This window comes from Bradyrhizobium sp. RP6, assembly GCF_003837805.1.
GTDB lineage: Bacteria > Pseudomonadota > Alphaproteobacteria > Rhizobiales > Xanthobacteraceae > Bradyrhizobium.
Genome location: NZ_RQIT01000001.1, coordinates 843,890 through 861,507 on the forward strand (window position 1 = coordinate 843,890; position 17,618 = coordinate 861,507).

Annotated in this window: 19 protein-coding genes; 8 read left to right on the forward strand and 11 right to left on the reverse strand. The window is 64.6% G+C overall.

Annotation, left to right across the window (positions count from 1 at the left end):
• Positions 1–179 precede the first annotated feature (179 nt).
• Positions 180–926 carry a TetR/AcrR family transcriptional regulator gene (locus EHH60_RS04430; RefSeq protein WP_124158228.1) on the reverse strand — a complete coding sequence of 249 codons (747 nt, stop codon included), beginning with the start codon at positions 924–926 and terminating at the stop codon, positions 180–182.
• Positions 927–1,061: 135 nt separating this feature from the next.
• Positions 1,062–2,246: a patatin-like phospholipase family protein gene (locus EHH60_RS04435; protein ID WP_245454383.1), complete on the reverse strand. Its 1,185-nt coding sequence runs from the start codon at positions 2,244–2,246 to the stop codon at positions 1,062–1,064.
• 216 nt (positions 2,247–2,462) lie between these two features.
• Here EHH60_RS04435 and tgt point away from each other — a divergent pair, with 216 nt between their 5' ends.
• Positions 2,463–3,608 carry a tRNA guanosine(34) transglycosylase Tgt gene (gene tgt, locus EHH60_RS04440; RefSeq protein ID WP_124158230.1) on the forward strand — a complete coding sequence of 382 codons (1,146 nt, stop codon included), beginning with the start codon at positions 2,463–2,465 and terminating at the stop codon, positions 3,606–3,608.
• 18 nt (positions 3,609–3,626) lie between these two features.
• On the opposite strand, the gene EHH60_RS04445 is transcribed toward tgt, so the two are convergent.
• Positions 3,627–3,845: a hypothetical protein gene (locus tag EHH60_RS04445; protein ID WP_124158231.1), complete on the reverse strand. Its 219-nt coding sequence runs from the start codon at positions 3,843–3,845 to the stop codon at positions 3,627–3,629.
• 222 nt (positions 3,846–4,067) lie between these two features.
• Here EHH60_RS04445 and cysK point away from each other — a divergent pair, with 222 nt between their 5' ends.
• Positions 4,068–5,045, forward strand: coding sequence for a cysteine synthase A (cysK, locus tag EHH60_RS04450; protein ID WP_124158232.1), 978 nt, complete (start codon positions 4,068–4,070; stop codon positions 5,043–5,045).
• A 3-nt stretch (positions 5,046–5,048) separates the two neighbouring features.
• Positions 5,049–5,288, forward strand: a complete 240-nt coding sequence (locus EHH60_RS04455; protein WP_124158233.1) for a BrnA antitoxin family protein — start codon at positions 5,049–5,051, stop codon at positions 5,286–5,288.
• Between the two features lie 102 nt (positions 5,289–5,390).
• Here EHH60_RS04455 and EHH60_RS04460 read toward each other — a convergent pair whose 3' ends face one another.
• A complete protein-coding gene (locus tag EHH60_RS04460) occupies positions 5,391–6,809 on the reverse strand; it encodes a caspase family protein (RefSeq protein ID WP_124158234.1) in 1,419 nt (472 codons plus the stop codon).
• Positions 6,810–7,010: 201 nt separating this feature from the next.
• The gene (locus EHH60_RS04465; protein WP_124158235.1) at positions 7,011–7,886 is read right to left on the reverse strand and encodes a DMT family transporter; all 876 of its coding nucleotides are present in this window, start codon (positions 7,884–7,886) and stop codon (positions 7,011–7,013) included.
• A 148-nt stretch (positions 7,887–8,034) separates the two neighbouring features.
• Between EHH60_RS04465 and EHH60_RS04470 the strand changes: the two genes are divergently transcribed.
• Positions 8,035–8,433, forward strand: coding sequence for a RidA family protein (locus EHH60_RS04470; RefSeq protein ID WP_124158236.1), 399 nt, complete (start codon positions 8,035–8,037; stop codon positions 8,431–8,433).
• A 50-nt stretch (positions 8,434–8,483) separates the two neighbouring features.
• Here the strand turns inward: EHH60_RS04470 and EHH60_RS04475 are convergent, their stop codons facing one another.
• From EHH60_RS04475 to EHH60_RS04485, 3 genes are all read right to left on the reverse strand, one after another.
• On the reverse strand, positions 8,484–9,029 hold the full coding sequence (locus EHH60_RS04475; protein ID WP_199751284.1) for a hypothetical protein: 546 nt from the start codon (positions 9,027–9,029) through the stop codon (positions 8,484–8,486).
• Entirely contained in the window at positions 8,974–9,324 is a 351-nt protein-coding gene (locus EHH60_RS04480) for a hypothetical protein (protein WP_124158238.1), read from the reverse strand. Before EHH60_RS04480 ends, EHH60_RS04475 begins: the two co-directional genes overlap by 56 nt.
• Positions 9,325–9,496: 172 nt before the next feature.
• Positions 9,497–10,084, reverse strand: a complete 588-nt coding sequence (locus EHH60_RS04485; protein WP_124158239.1) for a formyltransferase family protein — start codon at positions 10,082–10,084, stop codon at positions 9,497–9,499.
• Positions 10,085–10,561: 477 nt separating this feature from the next.
• Between EHH60_RS04485 and EHH60_RS04490 the strand changes: the two genes are divergently transcribed.
• Complete coding sequence (locus EHH60_RS04490) at positions 10,562–10,780, forward strand: hypothetical protein (RefSeq protein WP_124158348.1); 219 nt, start codon at positions 10,562–10,564, stop codon at positions 10,778–10,780.
• A 69-nt stretch (positions 10,781–10,849) separates the two neighbouring features.
• Here the strand turns inward: EHH60_RS04490 and EHH60_RS04495 are convergent, their stop codons facing one another.
• Together EHH60_RS04495 and EHH60_RS04500 are read right to left on the reverse strand one after the other, a co-directional pair.
• A complete protein-coding gene (locus tag EHH60_RS04495) occupies positions 10,850–11,152 on the reverse strand; it encodes a hypothetical protein (protein ID WP_027575377.1) in 303 nt (100 codons plus the stop codon).
• Between the two features lie 106 nt (positions 11,153–11,258).
• Positions 11,259–11,486 carry a hypothetical protein gene (locus tag EHH60_RS04500; RefSeq protein WP_124158240.1) on the reverse strand — a complete coding sequence of 76 codons (228 nt, stop codon included), beginning with the start codon at positions 11,484–11,486 and terminating at the stop codon, positions 11,259–11,261.
• 282 nt (positions 11,487–11,768) lie between these two features.
• Between EHH60_RS04500 and EHH60_RS04505 the strand changes: the two genes are divergently transcribed.
• Both EHH60_RS04505 and EHH60_RS04510 read left to right on the forward strand, forming a co-directional pair.
• Complete coding sequence (locus EHH60_RS04505; RefSeq protein WP_502697393.1) at positions 11,769–12,848, forward strand: AI-2E family transporter; 1,080 nt, start codon at positions 11,769–11,771, stop codon at positions 12,846–12,848.
• 126 nt (positions 12,849–12,974) lie between these two features.
• Positions 12,975–13,367, forward strand: coding sequence for an NUDIX hydrolase (locus EHH60_RS04510; RefSeq protein WP_124158242.1), 393 nt, complete (start codon positions 12,975–12,977; stop codon positions 13,365–13,367).
• 82 nt (positions 13,368–13,449) lie between these two features.
• Here the strand turns inward: EHH60_RS04510 and EHH60_RS04515 are convergent, their stop codons facing one another.
• Positions 13,450–13,686, reverse strand: coding sequence for a hypothetical protein (locus EHH60_RS04515; RefSeq protein WP_124158243.1), 237 nt, complete (start codon positions 13,684–13,686; stop codon positions 13,450–13,452).
• A gap of 725 nt (positions 13,687–14,411) precedes the next feature.
• Between EHH60_RS04515 and EHH60_RS04520 the strand changes: the two genes are divergently transcribed.
• Positions 14,412–17,516, forward strand: a complete 3,105-nt coding sequence (locus tag EHH60_RS04520; RefSeq protein ID WP_124158349.1) for a DEAD/DEAH box helicase — start codon at positions 14,412–14,414, stop codon at positions 17,514–17,516.
• Positions 17,517–17,618: the final 102 nt, after the last annotated feature.

Sequence of the window (17,618 nt, forward strand, 5' to 3'; positions counted from 1 at the left end):
CGGCCGCGGAGCGCCGCGGCGGGCTGCACCTGCCGTGACGATCGAAGCGGTCCGGACCTCTTTGGGGCTGGTGAAAAAGCGGCCGTACCAACTACAATTAAACCATACCGTATCGTTTTATTTTGGTCGATGACTCTGCGCCGTCCCTCGTGGGGAAAGACCGCAACCTCACGGAATTGTCAGCGCGAGGAGCGGCGCCGCGGCGCGACTTTGGCAGCGTTCTGGACGCGGTCGGCAGGCCCCAGAGCGCCCGCCAGGAACAGCTTGATCGCCGCGCGCATGCGCTTTTCCGCGGCCTTCAGCTCCAGCGCCGTTCCGAACGTCGCCATGCGGTGGGTGTGACCGACGACGACGTCGAGGAACACCTCGGCTGCGATGGTGGTGTCTTCGACATCGAGCGCACCTTGCGCCACCAGAAGATCGAAGAAGCGCGCCGTGGTGGCGACGGCCTTGAGCCAGCCTTCCTCCTTGCCGAGCTTGGCGACGTCGGGGAAGTTGATGGCCTGTGCCGTCATCATGCGGCTGAAGGCGACGGCATCGGGGCCGCAGGTGAAGGTCAGCATCTCGCGTCCGATCTCGACCAGTTGCTGCTCGACCGGGATGTCCGCGGCGCTGCTCAGCTGGGTCTCTGCCGCGGCCGACAGCGGCGCGAGCCAGCGCGCGATTTCCCGCCTCAGCACGGCCGCGAACAGCCCGCGCTTGTCGCCATAGCGCGAATAGACCGTGGGCTTGCTCACCCGGGCCGCTTCCGCGACCGCGTCGAGCGAAGTCGCCTCGAAACCCCGATCCAGGAAAAGCCGGGTGGCGACCTCGATCAGCCGCTGGTCGCGCTCGATCGCAGCAGTTTTCGTCGGCCGGCCGCCGCGGGATTTAGGCATCTCGCGCCGTGGCGCTGCCGATCTTGTCCTGGTCGCAGTCAATCCCATGCCCAATGATTCCTGCGCGTTTCTGACAGTCGTCTTTAGCTCTATAACGCGCAGCAGCCGGGGCGTCATCGCGAATCTGGCCGAAATGGCCGCATCGTCAACGGTCTCGATCCGGCCTCGTTCCTTCGCGCCGGTTCACGGAAGTGTCGAGGTCCAGGCCTGGCCGGATGCGGCCTTCTCGTATCCGTACTGATACAGCGCCCGCATATAGGTGGTATCGAACCCTTCCGAGGGCGGGGCGGGGTAATCGCGCGCGATGTAGGAGAGATGGAAGCCCAGTCGGTTGCGCTTGGCGAAATCGTAAGTCGAGAGGATGATCGAGCGCGTCTGCGACTGGGTGATTGCCGACAGGCTGCGTGAGGCAACGTCGATGGTGCCATTGGAGACGAGCTCGAAGTTGCGTTCGATCTTCTTGTTGACGAGGATGTAGATGTCCATCTTCGCACTGCCGGGCAGGCGTCCGCTCTGGAACAGCAGGGCCTCCGGCAATGTCAGCACCGGGGCCGTCACGCCGCCGTCGACATGCATCTCCTGAAATTTGCGGCCCTGGCCTTCAGCGTCGATCATGATCGGCGGAAACACCAGGGGAATGCTGGCCGAGGCCGCCATCACGTCGCGAAACAGCTTCAGGGCTTCGGGCGTTCCGACCGCGGCGATCTTGCCCATGTCCCAGATCACGGTGCGCTGGGTATCGAGGTCGGTCGTCACAACCAGCAAGGTCCGGCCCTTGGCATGTTCGCGCGCGACCTGGGCCATGATCTCGGGTCCGACATAGCGCGCGACCAGCTCGCGCAGGCGGGTGTTGCCGAACAGGCCGGATCCGAACAGCACGCGCACGATGCTGGGATCGTTCAAGAGGCTCTCGGCGATGCCACTGGTGTAGACCTCCTTCAGCGTGCCGTCATATTGCGAGCCGAGGAAGGCGAAGGGCGCGATCAGGCCGCCGGTGCTCACACCCGAGACGACCGAGAAGGTGGGGCGGTTTCTGGCCGCGGTCCAGCCGTTGAGCACGCCGACGCCGTAGGCGCCGTCAGCACCGCCGCCGGATAGCGCCAGATAGGTCTTGGTCGCGATGCTGCTGTCCTTCTCGAAGCTGAATTTCGTGACGGGATCGTCCGCGTAGCGCCGGAGGCCCTCGATATCGAGCACGCGCGATGTGCCGGCTTCGGAGGCCGTATAGGGCGTACGCGGCAGGGAGGTGCAGGCGCCGAGCGCCAGGCTGCACATCAGGACCAGCGATCCGATCAGGCGGACGATTGTCTGCCCGATCCGGTCACACGAGGAGACGGATGCGTCGGTCGAATATGAAGGGGTGGGCATTGTCGGTGGCTGGCGATCATGCATTTACTGCCGCCGGCAAATTCGCCGCGGCGTCTCGTCCAGCCCTAAGGATAAAACTACACTGTATCGTTTTATTTAGCAAGGATGGACGCCACCTATCCTCGGACTGGTTGGTGTCGCAGTCTGGAGCAGAAGTCGGCCGGAGCCCGGTCTGGCGGGTTGATCGGCCTGCTCCGACACGCAATAAGCACGGCCATGAATCCCGACAATGATCTTCCCAATCACTTTGAAGTGCTCGCCGCCGATGGCGCCGCGCGAACCGGGCGGCTGAATACGCCGCATGGCGTGGTGCGGACGCCGGCCTTCATGCCGGTCGGCACCGCCGGTGCCATGAAGGGGATGCACTGGCGCGAGGTGCGCGATGCCGGTGCCGACATCGTGCTCGGCAACACCTATCATCTGATGCTGCGTCCGAGCGCCGAGCGGATCGCCGCGCTCGGCGGCTTGCAGCGGTTCACCGGCTGGAACGGACCGATGCTGACGGATTCCGGCGGCTTCCAGGTGATGTCGCTGGCGGATTTACGCAAGGTCAGCGAGAACGCCGTCACCTTCCGCTCGCATATCGATGGTGCCAAGGTTGAGCTGTCGCCGGAGCGCTCGATCGAGGTGCAGCGTTTGCTCGGCTCGGACATTGCCATGCAGATGGACGAATGCGTGCGGCTACCGGCCGAGCGCGCCGACATCGAGCGCGCGATGCAATTGTCGCTGCGCTGGGCCGAGAGAAGCAAGCGCGCCTTCGAGAGCGCCCCCGACGGCTACATGCTGTTCGGTATCGTGCAGGGCGGCGACATTCCCCAACTGCGTCATGCGAGCGCCGAAGGTCTCGTTGCGATCGGCTTCCATGGCTATGCGATCGGCGGTCTTGCGGTTGGCGAACCGCAGGCGGTGATGCTGGCGATGATCGACGAGACCGCACCATTGCTGCCGCGAGAGCGCCCGCGCTACCTGATGGGCGTCGGCACGCCTGACGACATTCTCGAAGCCGTGAAGCGCGGCATCGACATGTTTGATTGCGTGATGCCGACGCGCAATGGCCGGCACGGCGTGGCTTTCACGCGCTTCGGCCAGGTGAATTTGCGCAATGCGCGCCATGCCGACGATCCGCGTCCGCTCGACGAAGGGAGCTCATGGCCTGCGGCGCGCAACTACGCGCGCGCCTATCTGCACCATCTCGTCAAGGCGGGCGAGACGCTCGGCGCGATGCTGCTGTCCGAGATCAATATCGCTTACTACCAGTTCCTGATGCAGGGCATCAGAGGTGCGATCGCGCAGGGAAAATTCGATGAGTTCTATCAGCGCACGCGCGAGGACTGGGCGAGGGGCGACATCGCCCCGCGCTAGATCAGTTGCAAATCTAGATCAGTTGCAGGTGAAGCGTTGCTTCAGGGCGTGCTTGGTTACGAAGCCATAGCCGCAATTGTCGCAGGTCCAGAGATAGCTGATCACGTGATCCGAGATGTAGGCGGATGCTTCGGCGGCGACCATGGAGTCGGCGCAGACAGGACAGGTCGGCAGCTCGCTGCAACGAGGATCGCGGTTCGGCGCGACGGTCGACAACACTTCAGCAATTGCTGACATCGTGGTGACCTCTCTGCTTGAGACTTAAGCCTAACATAAGCAGAAGCGGTTGACGAGGTCGCAACACAAATGCGTAGGTTTTCTGTTTTTTTCCGCTCACGCGATTTTGCGATGCAGCGTATTTAACATGTGTCGCATTGTCGCTTGCGTGTCGCCGCAAGCTGTCTGTAACTGCGCAATGATCGCGACAGAACTGCAGATCGTCGCCGCAGGGAGTTCATCATGGACGCATCGTCCACCACGGGTGCAGCGCACCAAGCCGGCCGGGGCCGGATCTATGACTCGATCGTCGACGCCTTCGGCAACACGCCCATCGTGCGCTTGCGCCGGCTGCCCGGCATGCACGGCGCAAATGCGACCATTTTGGCAAAACTGGAATATTTCAATCCTGCAGCGAGCGTGAAGGACCGCATCGGCGCGGCCATGATCATCGCGATGGAGAAGGCGGGCATCGTCAAGCCCGACACCGTGCTGATCGAGCCGACCTCCGGCAATACCGGTATTGCGCTCGCCTTCGTCGCGGCTTCCCGCGGCTACCGGCTCAAGCTGGTGATGCCGGAGTCGATGTCGATCGAACGACGCAAGATGCTGGCTTTTCTCGGCGCCGAACTGGTGCTGACGCCAGCGGCGCAAGGCATGAAGGGCGCGATCGCCGCCGCCGAGGAACTGGTGAAGACGACCCCGAACGCGGTGATGCCACAGCAGTTCAAGAACCTCGCCAATCCCGAGGTGCACCGCCGTACCACCGCAGAGGAGATCTGGAACGACACTGGCGGCAACATTGATTTCTTCGTGGCCGGCGTCGGCACCGGCGGCACCATCACCGGCGTCGGCCAAGTGCTCAAGCCACGCAAGGCCTCGCTGCGTGTGGTTGCGGTCGAACCGGAAGAGAGCCCGGTGCTGTCGGGGGGGCAGCATACCCCGCACAAGATCCAGGGCATCGGTGCCGGCTTCATCCCTGACATCCTCGACCGTGCCGTGATCGACGAGATCGTGAAGGTCAGCTCGACGACGGCGATTGAGACCTCGCGCGCGCTGGCCCGGCATGAAGGCATTCCGGGCGGCATCTCCTCGGGCGCGGCGATTGCGGCCGCGCTCGAGATCGGCAGGCGGCCGGAAGCTGCCGGCAAAACCATCCTGGCGATCGTACCGTCGTTCTCCGAGCGGTATCTTTCCACGGCGTTGTTCGAGGGAATCTAGGCCATGGCGGATCAACCGAGACGGCCGCGTACGCTGGGCGATGCCAGGACGGAAGCCGAGGCGGCGTTCAAGAAGGTGACGGCGAAGGTCGCCCCGGTGCCGCCCAAACCGAACGCCGTTCCCGGCATCAAGGAGCAGGTCACCCTGCGCATCGATCAGGACGTGCTGGAGTTCTTCCAGGAGGGCGGTCCCGGCTGGCAGGACCGCATCAACGAGGCGCTACGGAAAGCTGCGGGGAAGTAGGCAGCTCCGTCATGGCGAGCGCAATGACGAGTGCGCGGCAGCGCCGTCGCAAATAGAAAAGCCCGGCGTGAGCCGGGCTTTTGCGTTGCCGATGGCTTTGCCTCAGCGGCGGAACATGCCGCCCATCATTCCGCCGACGACACCGCCGACGAAGGCCGCGCCGGCGGCGTCGCCGGGGCTGCTGCGTTGTTGCGGCGCCGGCGCGCTGCTGGGAGGCGGAGCGCTGGCGCGGCGGGCCGGCTTCTGGCTGGCGTCGGTCGCGGTCGCCGGGGCAGCGACCATCTCCGCGAGCAGGGCCTTGTGCTGGTTCTTGTTGAGATAACCCGACGAGGGATAGCCCCGCGCGGTCTGCCAGCGCTTGAGCACGGACCGCGTCTCGTCGTTGAATACGCCGGTCTGCTTGGTGTCGAACCCTAGCGCCGTCAGTCGACGCTGCACGTCGCGGCGCTTGGTCTTGTCGAGGCCGATCTGGTCCTCGGTGACTTGGCTGGCCTCATCCGTGAAGGTTGCGGGATCGACGCCCGCGTTGAGCGTGCGGGTCGCGGTCGAGGCGCCGCTCTTGATCGCCGCGAGGCGCGCCAGCGCCAGCGCTTTGAACTGGCCGTTCGGGTAGGCGGTGAGGTAGGCGTTGAGCTCCTCGGGCTTGTTGGACTCCTTGACCGAGCGCCAGTATTCGAGCTCGACACCATCCCCGGCCGCCGCCGGCACGATGCCGGCCGCGGTCGGCGCCGCATTGGCGACCTGGGTCGTCGGAGCCTGGTTGAGATAAACGGCGCCGATCAGGTTGGTATGGCCCCAGGGCAGCTGGCCCTTGTGGGTCTCTTCATTCACCTGGGCGCGCACAGACGTCATCGCCTGTTGGATCTCGACGCCGGGCCTCGTGATGTTGTCGATCAGCGCACGGGTGAATGGGCTGTTGTTGCCCTCCTGGCCGTCGAGCGCGGTCTGGCCGGGACCGGTGGCGAAGGCGATCAGCGTGCCTTCACCGGACTTCATCTCTGCAAGGCCGCTCTGCACGTTGACGCTGCGGGTCGCCGAGTTCGACTTGATCTTGGCGGCGAACGGATTGTCGCGGCAGGCATCGAGGAAGACGAGCTTGACCTTGGCATCACCCATGGTCTGTTCGAGCGTCAGGTCGATGTTGATGGCCGCGCCCAGCTTGACGTCCATCTCCGTCTTGATGTCGGCATCGACGGGCAGCAGGTAGTTGGTACCGCCGACGGCGATGCCGTGGCCCGCATAATAGAACAGCGCGATGTCGGAGCCCTGCGCCTTGCGGCCGAAATCGAGCAGCTTCTCGGTCATCTGGTCGCGGCTGAGATTGGAGCCCTCGATGACCTCGAAGCCGACATTGCGCAGCGTGGCTGCCATCGCCTTGGCGTCGATCGGCGGGTTCGGCAATTGCGCGACGTTCTTGTAGGAGCCGTTGCCGACGACGAAGGCGACGCGGCGGTCAGCCTTGGCGGCACTGACCGACAGCGCCATGCACATCAGCGAAGCGAGGAGGGTGAGATAGCGCATTCTGAAATCCCCAGAATCGAATTGCAGGCAGCAACAAATTGGCAAAGAACCTACACGAAGTGCCCGACTTCGTGCCACCAAAAGGGCAGTCCGTTGCGTTCAACCCGCTGCTGTGTGGCCGAATGTGCACGATGGAGAGCCCCTCCAACGTGATCCAGATCACACGGCTACTTCGTTTTGTCGCGCGAGGCGGCGAGAGGTTCACTGCGCGCGAGCGGCAACGGGCGAGGCGGGCTTCAGATTCAGGAGATTGCCGACCAGGATCAGCGCCGCGCCGAACACGGTCCAGGCGTCGAGCCGCTCGGAATACAGTAGCCAGCCGGCGGCCGCGGTCAGTGGAACCCGCAGGAAGTCCATCGGGACCACGATCGTCGCGTCGGCGTAGCGCATCGCGCTGGCGAGGCAATAATGTGAAAATGTGCCGCAGACTGCAATCACGCCGACCCAGGCCCAGACATAGACCGATGGCCAGGTCCAGACGAACAGCGTCGGAATGAAGCCTGCCGCGGATTGCACCACCAACATCCAGAACAGGATCGAGAGCGCGCTTTCAGTGCGGGTCAGCGATTTGACCAGTGCCATCGAGACGCCAAATCCCATGGCGGCCCCGAGCGCGATGAGCTGGCCCGGATTGATCTCGCCCGTCGCCGGTCGGACGATGACGATCACCCCGACGAGTCCGAGCGCGATGGCGGCGATCTTCCATGGCGTCATCCGCTCGGACAGGAAGCTGGCCGCGAGGATTGCCGTCCAGATCGGCATTGTGAACTCGATTGCCACCACCTGGCCGATCGGAATCAGCGTCAGCGCGAAGAACCAGCCGAGCTGGGCGACATAGTGCACCAGGTTGCGGCCGACATGCTGCGGCAGGCGCGATGTCTTGAACACCTTCAAGCCGCCGGCGCGGTAGATGATCGGCGACAGCAATAAGAAGCCGACCAGCGATCTCACTTCCATGATTTGAAAGACGTTCAGCTCGCGCGTGGTCTCGCGCCCGGCAACCGCCATGACCAGCATCAGCGACAGCCAGCCGGCCATCCACAGTGCAGCCATCGTTTTGGACGGTGTCGTGCTCATCGGGGCAGGATGCTGAGGATGGAAACCGGAAGGACGGTCGGTATCGGCGACATCGCCGGCGTTTGCAACGGCCAAATCTGCGGATGCAGCGATGCAGGGGATCGTGCTAGGCATCTCAAGCAACGAGAAGATAGGGAGAGTGTCGCTCATGCATATCTTGCAGCCGGCCGAGTGGAAAAAACCGCGCGGCTTTTCCCATGGCGTCGTGGTCGACGGTCCCGGACGCTGGGTGGTTCTGGCCGGCCAGACCGGCGGCGACGAGGCCGGCAATTACGCGCCCGACATGGCAACGCAGGTCGCGACGGCGCTGAAGCGGATCGTCAAGCTCCTGGGCGAGGCCGGCGCCGGCCCCGAGCACATCGTCCGCCTGACCTGGTACCCGACCAGCCGCAGCGAATATGAAGCGGCCGGTGCCGGCATCGGTGCGGCCTGGAAGGAAACGCTCGGACGCAATTTCCCGCCCTCGACGTTGCTGTATATCGGCGGCCTCGTGGACGACCGGGCCAAGGTCGAGATCGAGGTCACGGCGTTCGTGCCGAGCGCATAAAAAAAGACCCGGCGAGTCCGCCGGGCCGATTGTGATAATTGTGGTCCGCCTTAGCGCGACATCGAGATGTTGGCGCCGCGGAACTGGCTGTCCGCGCGCATCGTGACGGTCTGCTTGTTGCCGTGCGTCCTCAGCGCGATGTTGGCGTTGAAGCCGGCGGCAGAGGCGACCACCTCGAAGTTTCCGCCGCCACCGCGGCCCTGGAGCGAGCCAGAGATGTTGCGGCTGGCCTCGCTCCAGCTTCCCGAAATGGCACCACCCGCCGACTGAACGTTGGCGGAGAGGATGAACTTGTAGGCATCGCTGGCGCAGGTCAGCGTCATTTCCATTGTGGGGCCGACCGGAGCGTATTTGGCCCGGCAGCGGATGCGTTCTGTCGATCCGTCCTCGAGGCTGACGGTGCCGCCGCCGCTCCAGCTTCCCGCCATCGGAGCAAACGGCCCGGACTGCGCATTGCTTTCGGAATTGGCGACTGCGGCCGCAAACAATACGGCGGCTGCGATCAGCAGCCGCCGGTTCCGGGCACGAACCTGCGTTGGTTTAAAGGCGCGATGCTTCCCAGCGCCCGCTGCACGGTATGCCTGCTGATGCTCCATTCCACTTCCCCGATCCGGCGTTGCCGTTGAGTTGACCGTTGGCATATGCACCATTGATCGAAACTTTCACAAGTCCCTCGCGGCCGATGGTGCCGGAAACGTTAGCGCCGGGCGCAGTGATCTTGCCGTCGGCAACCGTCAGCATGGAACTCGCGGTCGGCTCGCACGAGCCGCTCTTGGTCACGATGGTGACCTGCCAATTGCCGTCATAGGGGCTCTGGGCAAAGGCAGGGGCGGCGAGGGTACCGGCGAAAACTGAAGCGGCACAGAACACCGCGATGCGACCGAAACGCATAAATTCCGTCCTTGAATTTGTCTGATATGCTGACGCTTATTCGGGCGAAATGTGACGGAAATTTGTTGCGTTGCCAAATCGAAAATTGTTCCTGTTGGCACAATGGTTTATTTGGGATCCCGACTCCGGTTTTCGAAGCAGAGTCAACGCGGGTTCACGTTAAGGGTAAACGTCAGGAGAGACTCGGCGCGGAGGTCGCGAACTGCTCGTCCTGCGCTTTGGCGGGCAGCGCCTTGTGAACCTTGGCGTAGTCGATCACATCGGCCAACAGCTTGAGCCCGAGCGGCGCCAGCGCGCGCTCCCAAAGCTCCCGTGCGGTTTCGCCCTTCTTCACGAAGCACCAATCCTGGGCGGCGATGGCGCCAGCGTCCATGCGATCGGCAAGATGATAGATCGTGCCGCCGGCGATCGGATCGCCTTCCTTGATGGTCCATTCCACGGCGGCCTTGCCCCGATGGCGCGGCAGCAACGAGGGGTGATAACCGATCCCGCCGAGCTTGGCGGCGGCGAGCGCGTCCCTGCCGATCCGGGCGTGGCTGTGCGCGGTGATGATCAGATCGGTGTCGGGGGCAATCTCGGACGCCACCACCAGCTTCGGATTGGCCTGGACCACGACCTCGATGCCGGCGGCCCTGGCGGTCGCGGCGAGGCGATCCTCGGCATCGGCGACCACCACCCGGACGACCGAGACGCTGTGCTCCCGGAGCATGTTCAGGGTGGTCACGCCGAAATGGCGGGAGCCGACGAGGGTAATGCGCATGGGTGTCCGATCCGTTTCGCAACTGCGTTATCCCCCGATAACACGTCCGCACGCCCTGTCACCACCCGCGCCGCGTTTGCGTGGGTTATCAACAATGCGCCGGGCGCGAGCCGTCGGCGCACCCATTTTTGCGTCACGGACTAGCGTTGCCGCGCCGCCACGGTCGGACGATAAGTGGCCGACAAGCGGTTCCTGTGTTTCGATTTTAACAAAGATATCCTCGGTCGGCTGATAATGTGCCCCGACCGGGGCTGGCTACATTTCAACCCGCATCCATTTTCGAACCCGGCCTAGGCCGTCGGCGTGATCGCCGGCGGCCTTTTCAGGCCACGCATCACGAAATCGTCCGGCGGTAACACGATCTCAACCAGCCTGGCGTATCGACGAATCCGTCGCGGATTTGTATTGCGTACCGCGACACTGAAAACGCCTGCCGGCGTGGGCGCGCAGCCGGGCCTTTTCGACGGGACAGATTTCATGCCGAGCGCAATCGAGCAGATTGTCGACGCCTATGTGCGTCTGAAAAACCGCCGCGGACTCGACGAGCTGATGATGCACAGGCAGCGGCTCGCGGTCGATCTGAAGAGCAGGGCCGGCTATGATTTCAGCCTGCCGATCGGTCAGATCAACGAGGAGATCGCGATCATCGAGGCGGGGCTCAGCCGGCTCAAGGCCGAGAATTCCAGGGCGATCTAGAGGTCTGCGTCGCGCATGCTCGCGGCATGTATGGGCGCTGACCGTTCGCCGGGGGAGCGCGCCTGTCGCTCAGTCGCGACGGCCGCCGTCGATGACCGTGAACAGCGGCCGCGCAGGGGTCGGCTCGACCAGCAGCTCCTCCACCAGTGCGGTTGCCGCATCGACATATTTGCGCGTCGGCTTGTCGAGAGGGCGCTTGGCCTCGTCGTCGAGCGCGACCTTCGCAGCCTCGACCAGCTTGCGCATGCGGGCCGCATGGTCGTCGCCGGCCGTCAGCGTCGCGCGAGCCAGCGAGCGCAGCACGAACAGCTCGCCCTCGAGGCGGAGCAGACGGTCGTTGAGCCTGGTCAGGACAGCGTTGAGGTCGGCCATAATTGGGGTTCGGCGCGGAGAATCCAACCTGATCTAGCGGCGACCGGTGAACGGAGTGCAAACGGCGCCGGTGCAATTCGGCCGATCCTGCGATGCCGCGGGCGGCCTACCACTCGACGCCCGACCAGCGCTTCCCGAACACCGGCGGCCTCGTCTTCACGGCTTGCCAGCCGAAGAAATGATGCTTGCCGGACCAGGCGTGCACGACACCGCTGCAGATGCCGCATTTGAAACTGCCGGTGTGTGCCTCGCTGTGCTCCTCTCTGGTCGCGGTGTAGTTCATGCCGCAACCCGCACAGGTGAACTCTTCGATCGTCCAGATGCTGTTGGCCATTGCACAGAAGGTGTTTCGGTGACCTCGAGCCACGGTAGTCACCACCGTTTGCAGCTGCGTAAACCGGCGCTGGAAAATCCGGTTAACGGGCGTTAGCAAAGCCGGGCTGGGGCGCAGGCCAGGACGGGGCGTCATCGTCTCGGAACGAGGAGTGGCCCGAATGTTCCTGAGCGCGGGCGTGGTCAGTTCCAGTCGTCTTGACGCCGGATGCGTTGCTGGCAATAACGGCCGGGCCGTGCAAGCGCCGGAAGTTGCGTTCATGCCGCAAGGAAAGCTGTGCCCGTGAAAAGCCTCCGTCAGTTGCTGACGGGAGAGGACATCATCCAGCTCGTGATCCGGCTCGGCCTGCTTGGCCTGCTGATCATCTGGACTTTCCTGATCATTCGTCCGTTCGTGCCGATCCTGGCCTGGAGCGGCGTGCTGGCGGTCGCGTTCTATCCGGCGTTCAGCTGGGTCGCCAAGATTCTGGGCGGCCGGCCCAAAACCGCAGCAGTAATCCTGACCCTGATCACGCTGGGTATCGTCATCGGCCCGGCGACCTGGCTCGGCATCAGCGCGGTGGATGGCGTGCGCGAACTGGCGCACCAGCTCGGCACCGGCGACCTCGTGCTCCAGTCGGCGCCGGAGCAGCTCAAATCGTGGCCGCTCGTCGGCCCCTGGCTCTTCGAGCTATGGGACCAGGCCTACAACAACGTCCGGGCGGTGGTGCGCGAGGTGGCTCCGTATCTCCAGCCGCTGGCGGGCCCGCTGCTCTCGCTTGCCGGAGATGCCGGTGTCGGCACGCTCCAATTTCTCGTCTCCGTGTTCGTGGCCGGCTTCCTGTTTCCGCATGGGCCGAGGCTGGTTGCGGCCGGCCGCGGCTTCCTGTTTCGCATCGTGCCGGAGCAGAGCGAGCATTTCCTGGGGCTTGCGGGCGCGACCATCCGCGCCGTGGCGCAGGGGGTGATCGGCGTCGCGATCGTGCAGGCGCTGCTCGCCGGCATCGGCTTCAAGCTCGCTTCGGTGCCGAGCGCGGGCCTTCTCGCCTTCATCGTGCTGCTGCTCTCGATCGTGCAGATCGGTGCCTTCCTCGTGCTGCTGCCGGTGATCATCTGGATATGGACCGCCAAGGACGTCACCACGGCGTTGCTGCTCACCGTGTTTTTCGTCCTCGTCGGCTTCATCGACACCATGTTGAAGCCGCTCGTCATGGGGCGGGGCCTGACCACCCCGACCATCGTGATCTTCGTCGGCGTGATCGGCGGCACGCTGGCCCACGGCATCGTCGGTCTATTCATCGGGCCGATCATCCTGTCGGTAGCCTGGGAAATGATGGTGGCCTGGATCAAGACCGAGGACCGCGCGGAGGCGGGCAAGGGCTGATCTCTGCCGGCCGTGCCGCGGCAGGACTCGATGGCTCGCGGCCTGTGATCAAAACGCGCGGCGAACTTGTCTGTTCGACTAGACAAGTTACGATCGGCCCGATTCTGTTTTTCGATTACGGCAGCAATGGCGAAGTCTTCCAAGCTGGTTGCCGCTAGGCGCGGCAAGGTATTGTTGGTCAGACGCCGGTCAGATGGCCTCTGGATGTTCCCGGGCGGCCGCAAACGTGCGCGCGAGTCGGAGAAGGACTGCCTGCGGCGGGAGATCAAGGAGGAGCTGCCCAAGCTCAAGCTCGGCAGGATCAGCCTCTGGAAGGAAGTGAAGGCCAGGAACAAGCGCTCCGGCCGCAAGATGAGCGATGCGATCTTCATTGCCAAGTCCGCTAAGGGCAGGCTGGCGATCGGCGACAAGAAGGAGATCGACCGCGCTGCCTGGCAGAAGCCCCGCGGCATCCGCCTGACGCCGACCTCGCGCTACATCCGCGACCGCCTGTTTCCAAGGAAGCGGCGGCGCAGCTGAGCCAGTCTTCTCATCCCGCTGATCGCATGCCCGGCAAATGACCGCGGACCTTGCGCGCATCGCGCCAAGACGCCGGCTGCCGTTACTGCTTGGCCGCCATCGTCTCCAAGCAATGGTTGAGAAAAGCGGTGCGATCCCTGGGCAGCACCTTCTCGAGATCGGCCTTCAGCGCGCATTCACGCTGGCGCAACTGCTCGGCGCGGCGCTTCTCGGCTGCCTCGCGGTATTCGGGAGCAACCTTGTTGGGATCGACCAGCGTCTGTGCGTGGGCGGCCGTCGCAAGCAGTGCGATGGCGCCGATGAAAATGAATGACTTCAAATGAGCCTCCGTCAAAGCGGGCATCCTAACGCGCGGCGCGTGCGCGCTCAAACCGGGCGATGAGGTACCCCGTTCCGGCCTGGTTGGAGCGCCGCCGTACGTTGGTCCTCCGATCGGCCGGCTTTGGAACGACTCTGCACGGCGCGCGTCGAATCCTGGCTCACGGCCCATCCCCAAGCCCCAAAGCCCCCGGGCCGCGAGAAAACCTTACCCACAAAGGTTGGCGACCTCAGGGCCTCTCGCGCTGAGGTCGTTTGCTAGTGTGTGAACCAGTTCACAAGCGCGCGGCGAAACCGCTGCTATGAAGGCGTCATTGCTTAACCTATTCATGTCGAACGAAACGCCCCAGTGTGGCTCCAAGCGCTGGGGCTTTTTCGTGGCTCCATGCGCGCACGACGTCTTCAATAGCCGCAACGCTTGCATCGAGCGATGCTGATCGCGGGCCGCATGAGTTCCGCGCTGCAGGCCGACCAACAGCAAGATTATCGGGATCGCGGCGCCGCCTTGAACGTTGCCATGAGGGGTGCGTTCGCAGGGCAAATCCCATATGCATGGCGGCGAGTTGCCGATTCGACATGAGGGCGGCTCGCATTCAGTTGGCTACAGTCTAAGACCAGAAGCGGGTTCAAGTGAGGCTTTCCAAGAAGGCGAGGGTCGCCAAGAAGGCGTCGAAGAAGAGCAAAGGATCGCAGCGCGCCACGATCTCGTCTTCGTCGCCTGTCGGCATGATGGCTCTTCATCTGCTTGCACAATGGAAGCAGTCCGGGCGCAGTGGGATCGTCTTTCTCGCCGAGAGCGAGAACAGGGCGGAGCGGCTGGGCAGCGTCATTCACGCGTTCGACCCGTCCTGCGAGGTGCTGGTGTTTCCGCGATTGAACACCTTGCCGTTCGATCAGCTCGAGCCGTCGCACGAGCTCGCAGGGCGCAGAGCCTCCGTGCTGAGGCGCCTTGCAAAATCCAAGAAGCCGCCGTTTCTCGTCTCGACCGCGGAAGCGGTGATGGAGCGCCTGCCGCCGCCGGCGACCCTGTCGCGCCTGAGCCTGAGCTTGAAGGTGGGCGGCACGTTCTCCGAGCAAGACCTCGAGACCCGCCTTCAAGCCCTGGGATACGATCTCGACGACGAGCCGGACTTTCCGGGCGGGGCGCTATTCCACGGGCAGACCTTCGAGATATTTCCCGCAGGCGCGCTGGGGCCGTTCCGGATCGAGCATTCGGACCATGCGATCAAACGGATCGTGGCGTTCGATCCCAACGAGCACAGGATCATCTTCGAGACCAACGAGCTGCTCGTCGATCCCATGTCGGAGCGGCTCGGCCTTGCCGGCAAACGCGGCAAGCGCGCGAGCCTGTTCGACTATTGCGGGGGCGCCAAATGGATCGCGGATGCCGGCGTCCCGTTGCATGCCGACGCCTGGCTGGACACGATCGAGGAGGCCGCTGGCCGGGCGGAGCGGGAGCGTGAATATCTCGCACGGCGCGACTGGAAGCAGCTCTCCAAGGGCATGAAGGTGCTCCCGCGGACGGCGCCCTTCCAGCACATCCCGGAGTTTTCGAAGCTGACGTCCTCCAGGAAGGCGCTGCGTGGCTTTGTCGAGGAGACACGCCGCGGCGGATCGCGACTGATCCTCGTCGCCGCGCACGAGGACGATCTGCGCGTGATGGAGCGGATGAGCGGCGTCAAGACGGAGCGCTGCGACGACTGGGAGGAGGCGGTGCGCGGGCGGGGCGGCGAGGCGGCGCTGCTGGCCGATCTCGATGCCGGCTTCGTCGTGCCGGGGAAGAAGCCCCTGGTCGTGGTGACGGCGTCCGACGTGCTCGGCAGCCGCGCGCATCATCCGCAGCCGATGGCGCGCGCCTGGAGCGCGGCCTTCGAGCATGCCGATGTCCCCGAGCAGGGCACGGTGGTCGTCCACCTCCAGCGCGGCCTTGCCGTGCTCGACGGCCTGCAGACCGTCAACACCGGCGGCGGCGCCATGCGCGAGATGATCCGCCTCAAGTTCGCGGGCGACAATGCGGTTCTGGTGCCGCCGCCCGATCTCGCCTTGATGTGGCCCTATGCAGCCGAGCTCGGCAAGCTCGCGCTCGACAAGGCGGACGGCAGCACATGGTGGGCCCGCCGCGGCGAGGCCGAGCGCGAGATCCAGCTTGCCGGCAAGGTGCTCGCCAAGCACATCAGCCAGCGCCGGCGGCGGCGCGCCGAAAAGCTGGTGCCGCCGGGATCGGCCTACGAGAAGTTCGTCGCGCGTTTCCCCTACTTCACGACGATCGGCCAGGCCCAGGCGATCAGCGACGTGCTGGATGATCTTGCATCCGGTCATCCGATGGACCGGGTGATTTGCGGCGATGTCGGCTTCGGCAAGACCGAGGTTGCGCTGCGGGCAGCCGCGGCAGTGGTGCTGTCAGGCAAGCAGGTGGCGATCGCGGTGCCGACGACGGTGCTGGCCCGGCAGCACGTGGCAACGTTCCAGAAGCGCTTTGCGCCGTTCGACATCGAGGTGGGAAACCTGTCGCGGGCCACGGCCGGCGCGGAGCTGCGAGAGACCAGGGAGGGCCTGCGTAGCGGCCGGATCAAGGTCGTGGTCGGCACCCAGGCGCTCACGGGCAAGGACGTCAAGTTCGACGATCTCGGCCTCGTCATCATCGACGAGGAGCAGCATTTTGGCGCGGCCGAGAAGGCCAAGCTCGCCGGCCTCGCCAAGAACGTCCACGTGCTGATGATGAGCGCGACACCGATCCCGCGGACGCTGGCCGCCGGGCTTGCCGGCTTCCGCGACCTCAGCGTGATCGCCTCGCCGCCGGTGCACCGGCTTCCGGTCGCGACCAGGATCGCGCCGCTGTCGGATGCCGCCATCGCCTCCGCGCTGCTGCGCGAGCAGCGTCGCCACGGGCAGAGTTTTTTGATCTGTCCGCGCATCCATGATCTCGATCCGATGCTGGCGCGGGTGCAGGCGGTGGCGCCGGATCTGCGCATCGTCTGTCTGCACGGCAAACTGCCTGCCGACGAGATCGACGACCGCATGATGAGCTTCGTCGAGGGCGGGGCCGACGTCCTGCTCGCGACCAACATCGTCGAGAGCGGCCTCGACATTCCCCGCGCCAACACCATCGTGGTGTGCTGGCCGGAAAAGTTCGGCCTTGCCCAACTGCATCAGCTGCGCGGACGCGTCGGCCGCAGCGGCATCCGCGCCTTCGCCCATCTGTTGACCGAGACGGAATCCGGGCAGTCCGCCAAGCGGCTGGCGGCGCTCGAGGAGTTCAGCCGGCCCGGCGCAGGCTTTGCCATCAGCGAGCGCGATCTCGATCTCAGGGGCGCGGGCGATTTGTTCTCGGAGCAGCAGTCCGGCCACGTCCAGGTGTTCGGGCCGGTGCTCTACAGCCATCTCCTGAAGATGGCCTCGGAGAAGGCCGACGAGCGCGCCGCGGTGTGGGTGCCCGACCTCAACCTCCCGGTCGGAGACATGCTCCCCGAGACCTATGTGCAATCCGAGCCGGTGCGGCTCGAGCTCTATGCGCGCGCCGCACGGTGCAGCAGCGAGGACGATCTCGACGACCTCGAGGAGGAGACATCCCGCCGCTTCGGACCCCTGCCGAAGGTGGCGCGCGATTTCTTCGCCGCAGCGAAGCTCAGGATCGAGTGCAAGCGCAGAGGCATCATCCGCCTCGACGTCGGTCCCGAGGCGGTGGCAGCGACATTCCTGCCGGGCCGCTTGCGGAAATCGAGAGGCAAGTCGCTGCAACGCGACGGCGATCGGGTGGTCCATCACAGTCCGATGCGCGACGCGCCGTTCGAGCGGGTGGAGGAGCTGTTCGAGGTGCTGGATGAGGGGTGAGCTGCAAGAAACGCGAAAACAACCCCATGCACAGTAGCTAAGTGCTTCTGCCGCAATGTCTTCTGCAATCAGGCGCAAAAAGCCCGTTTGACCTGTCGGGCA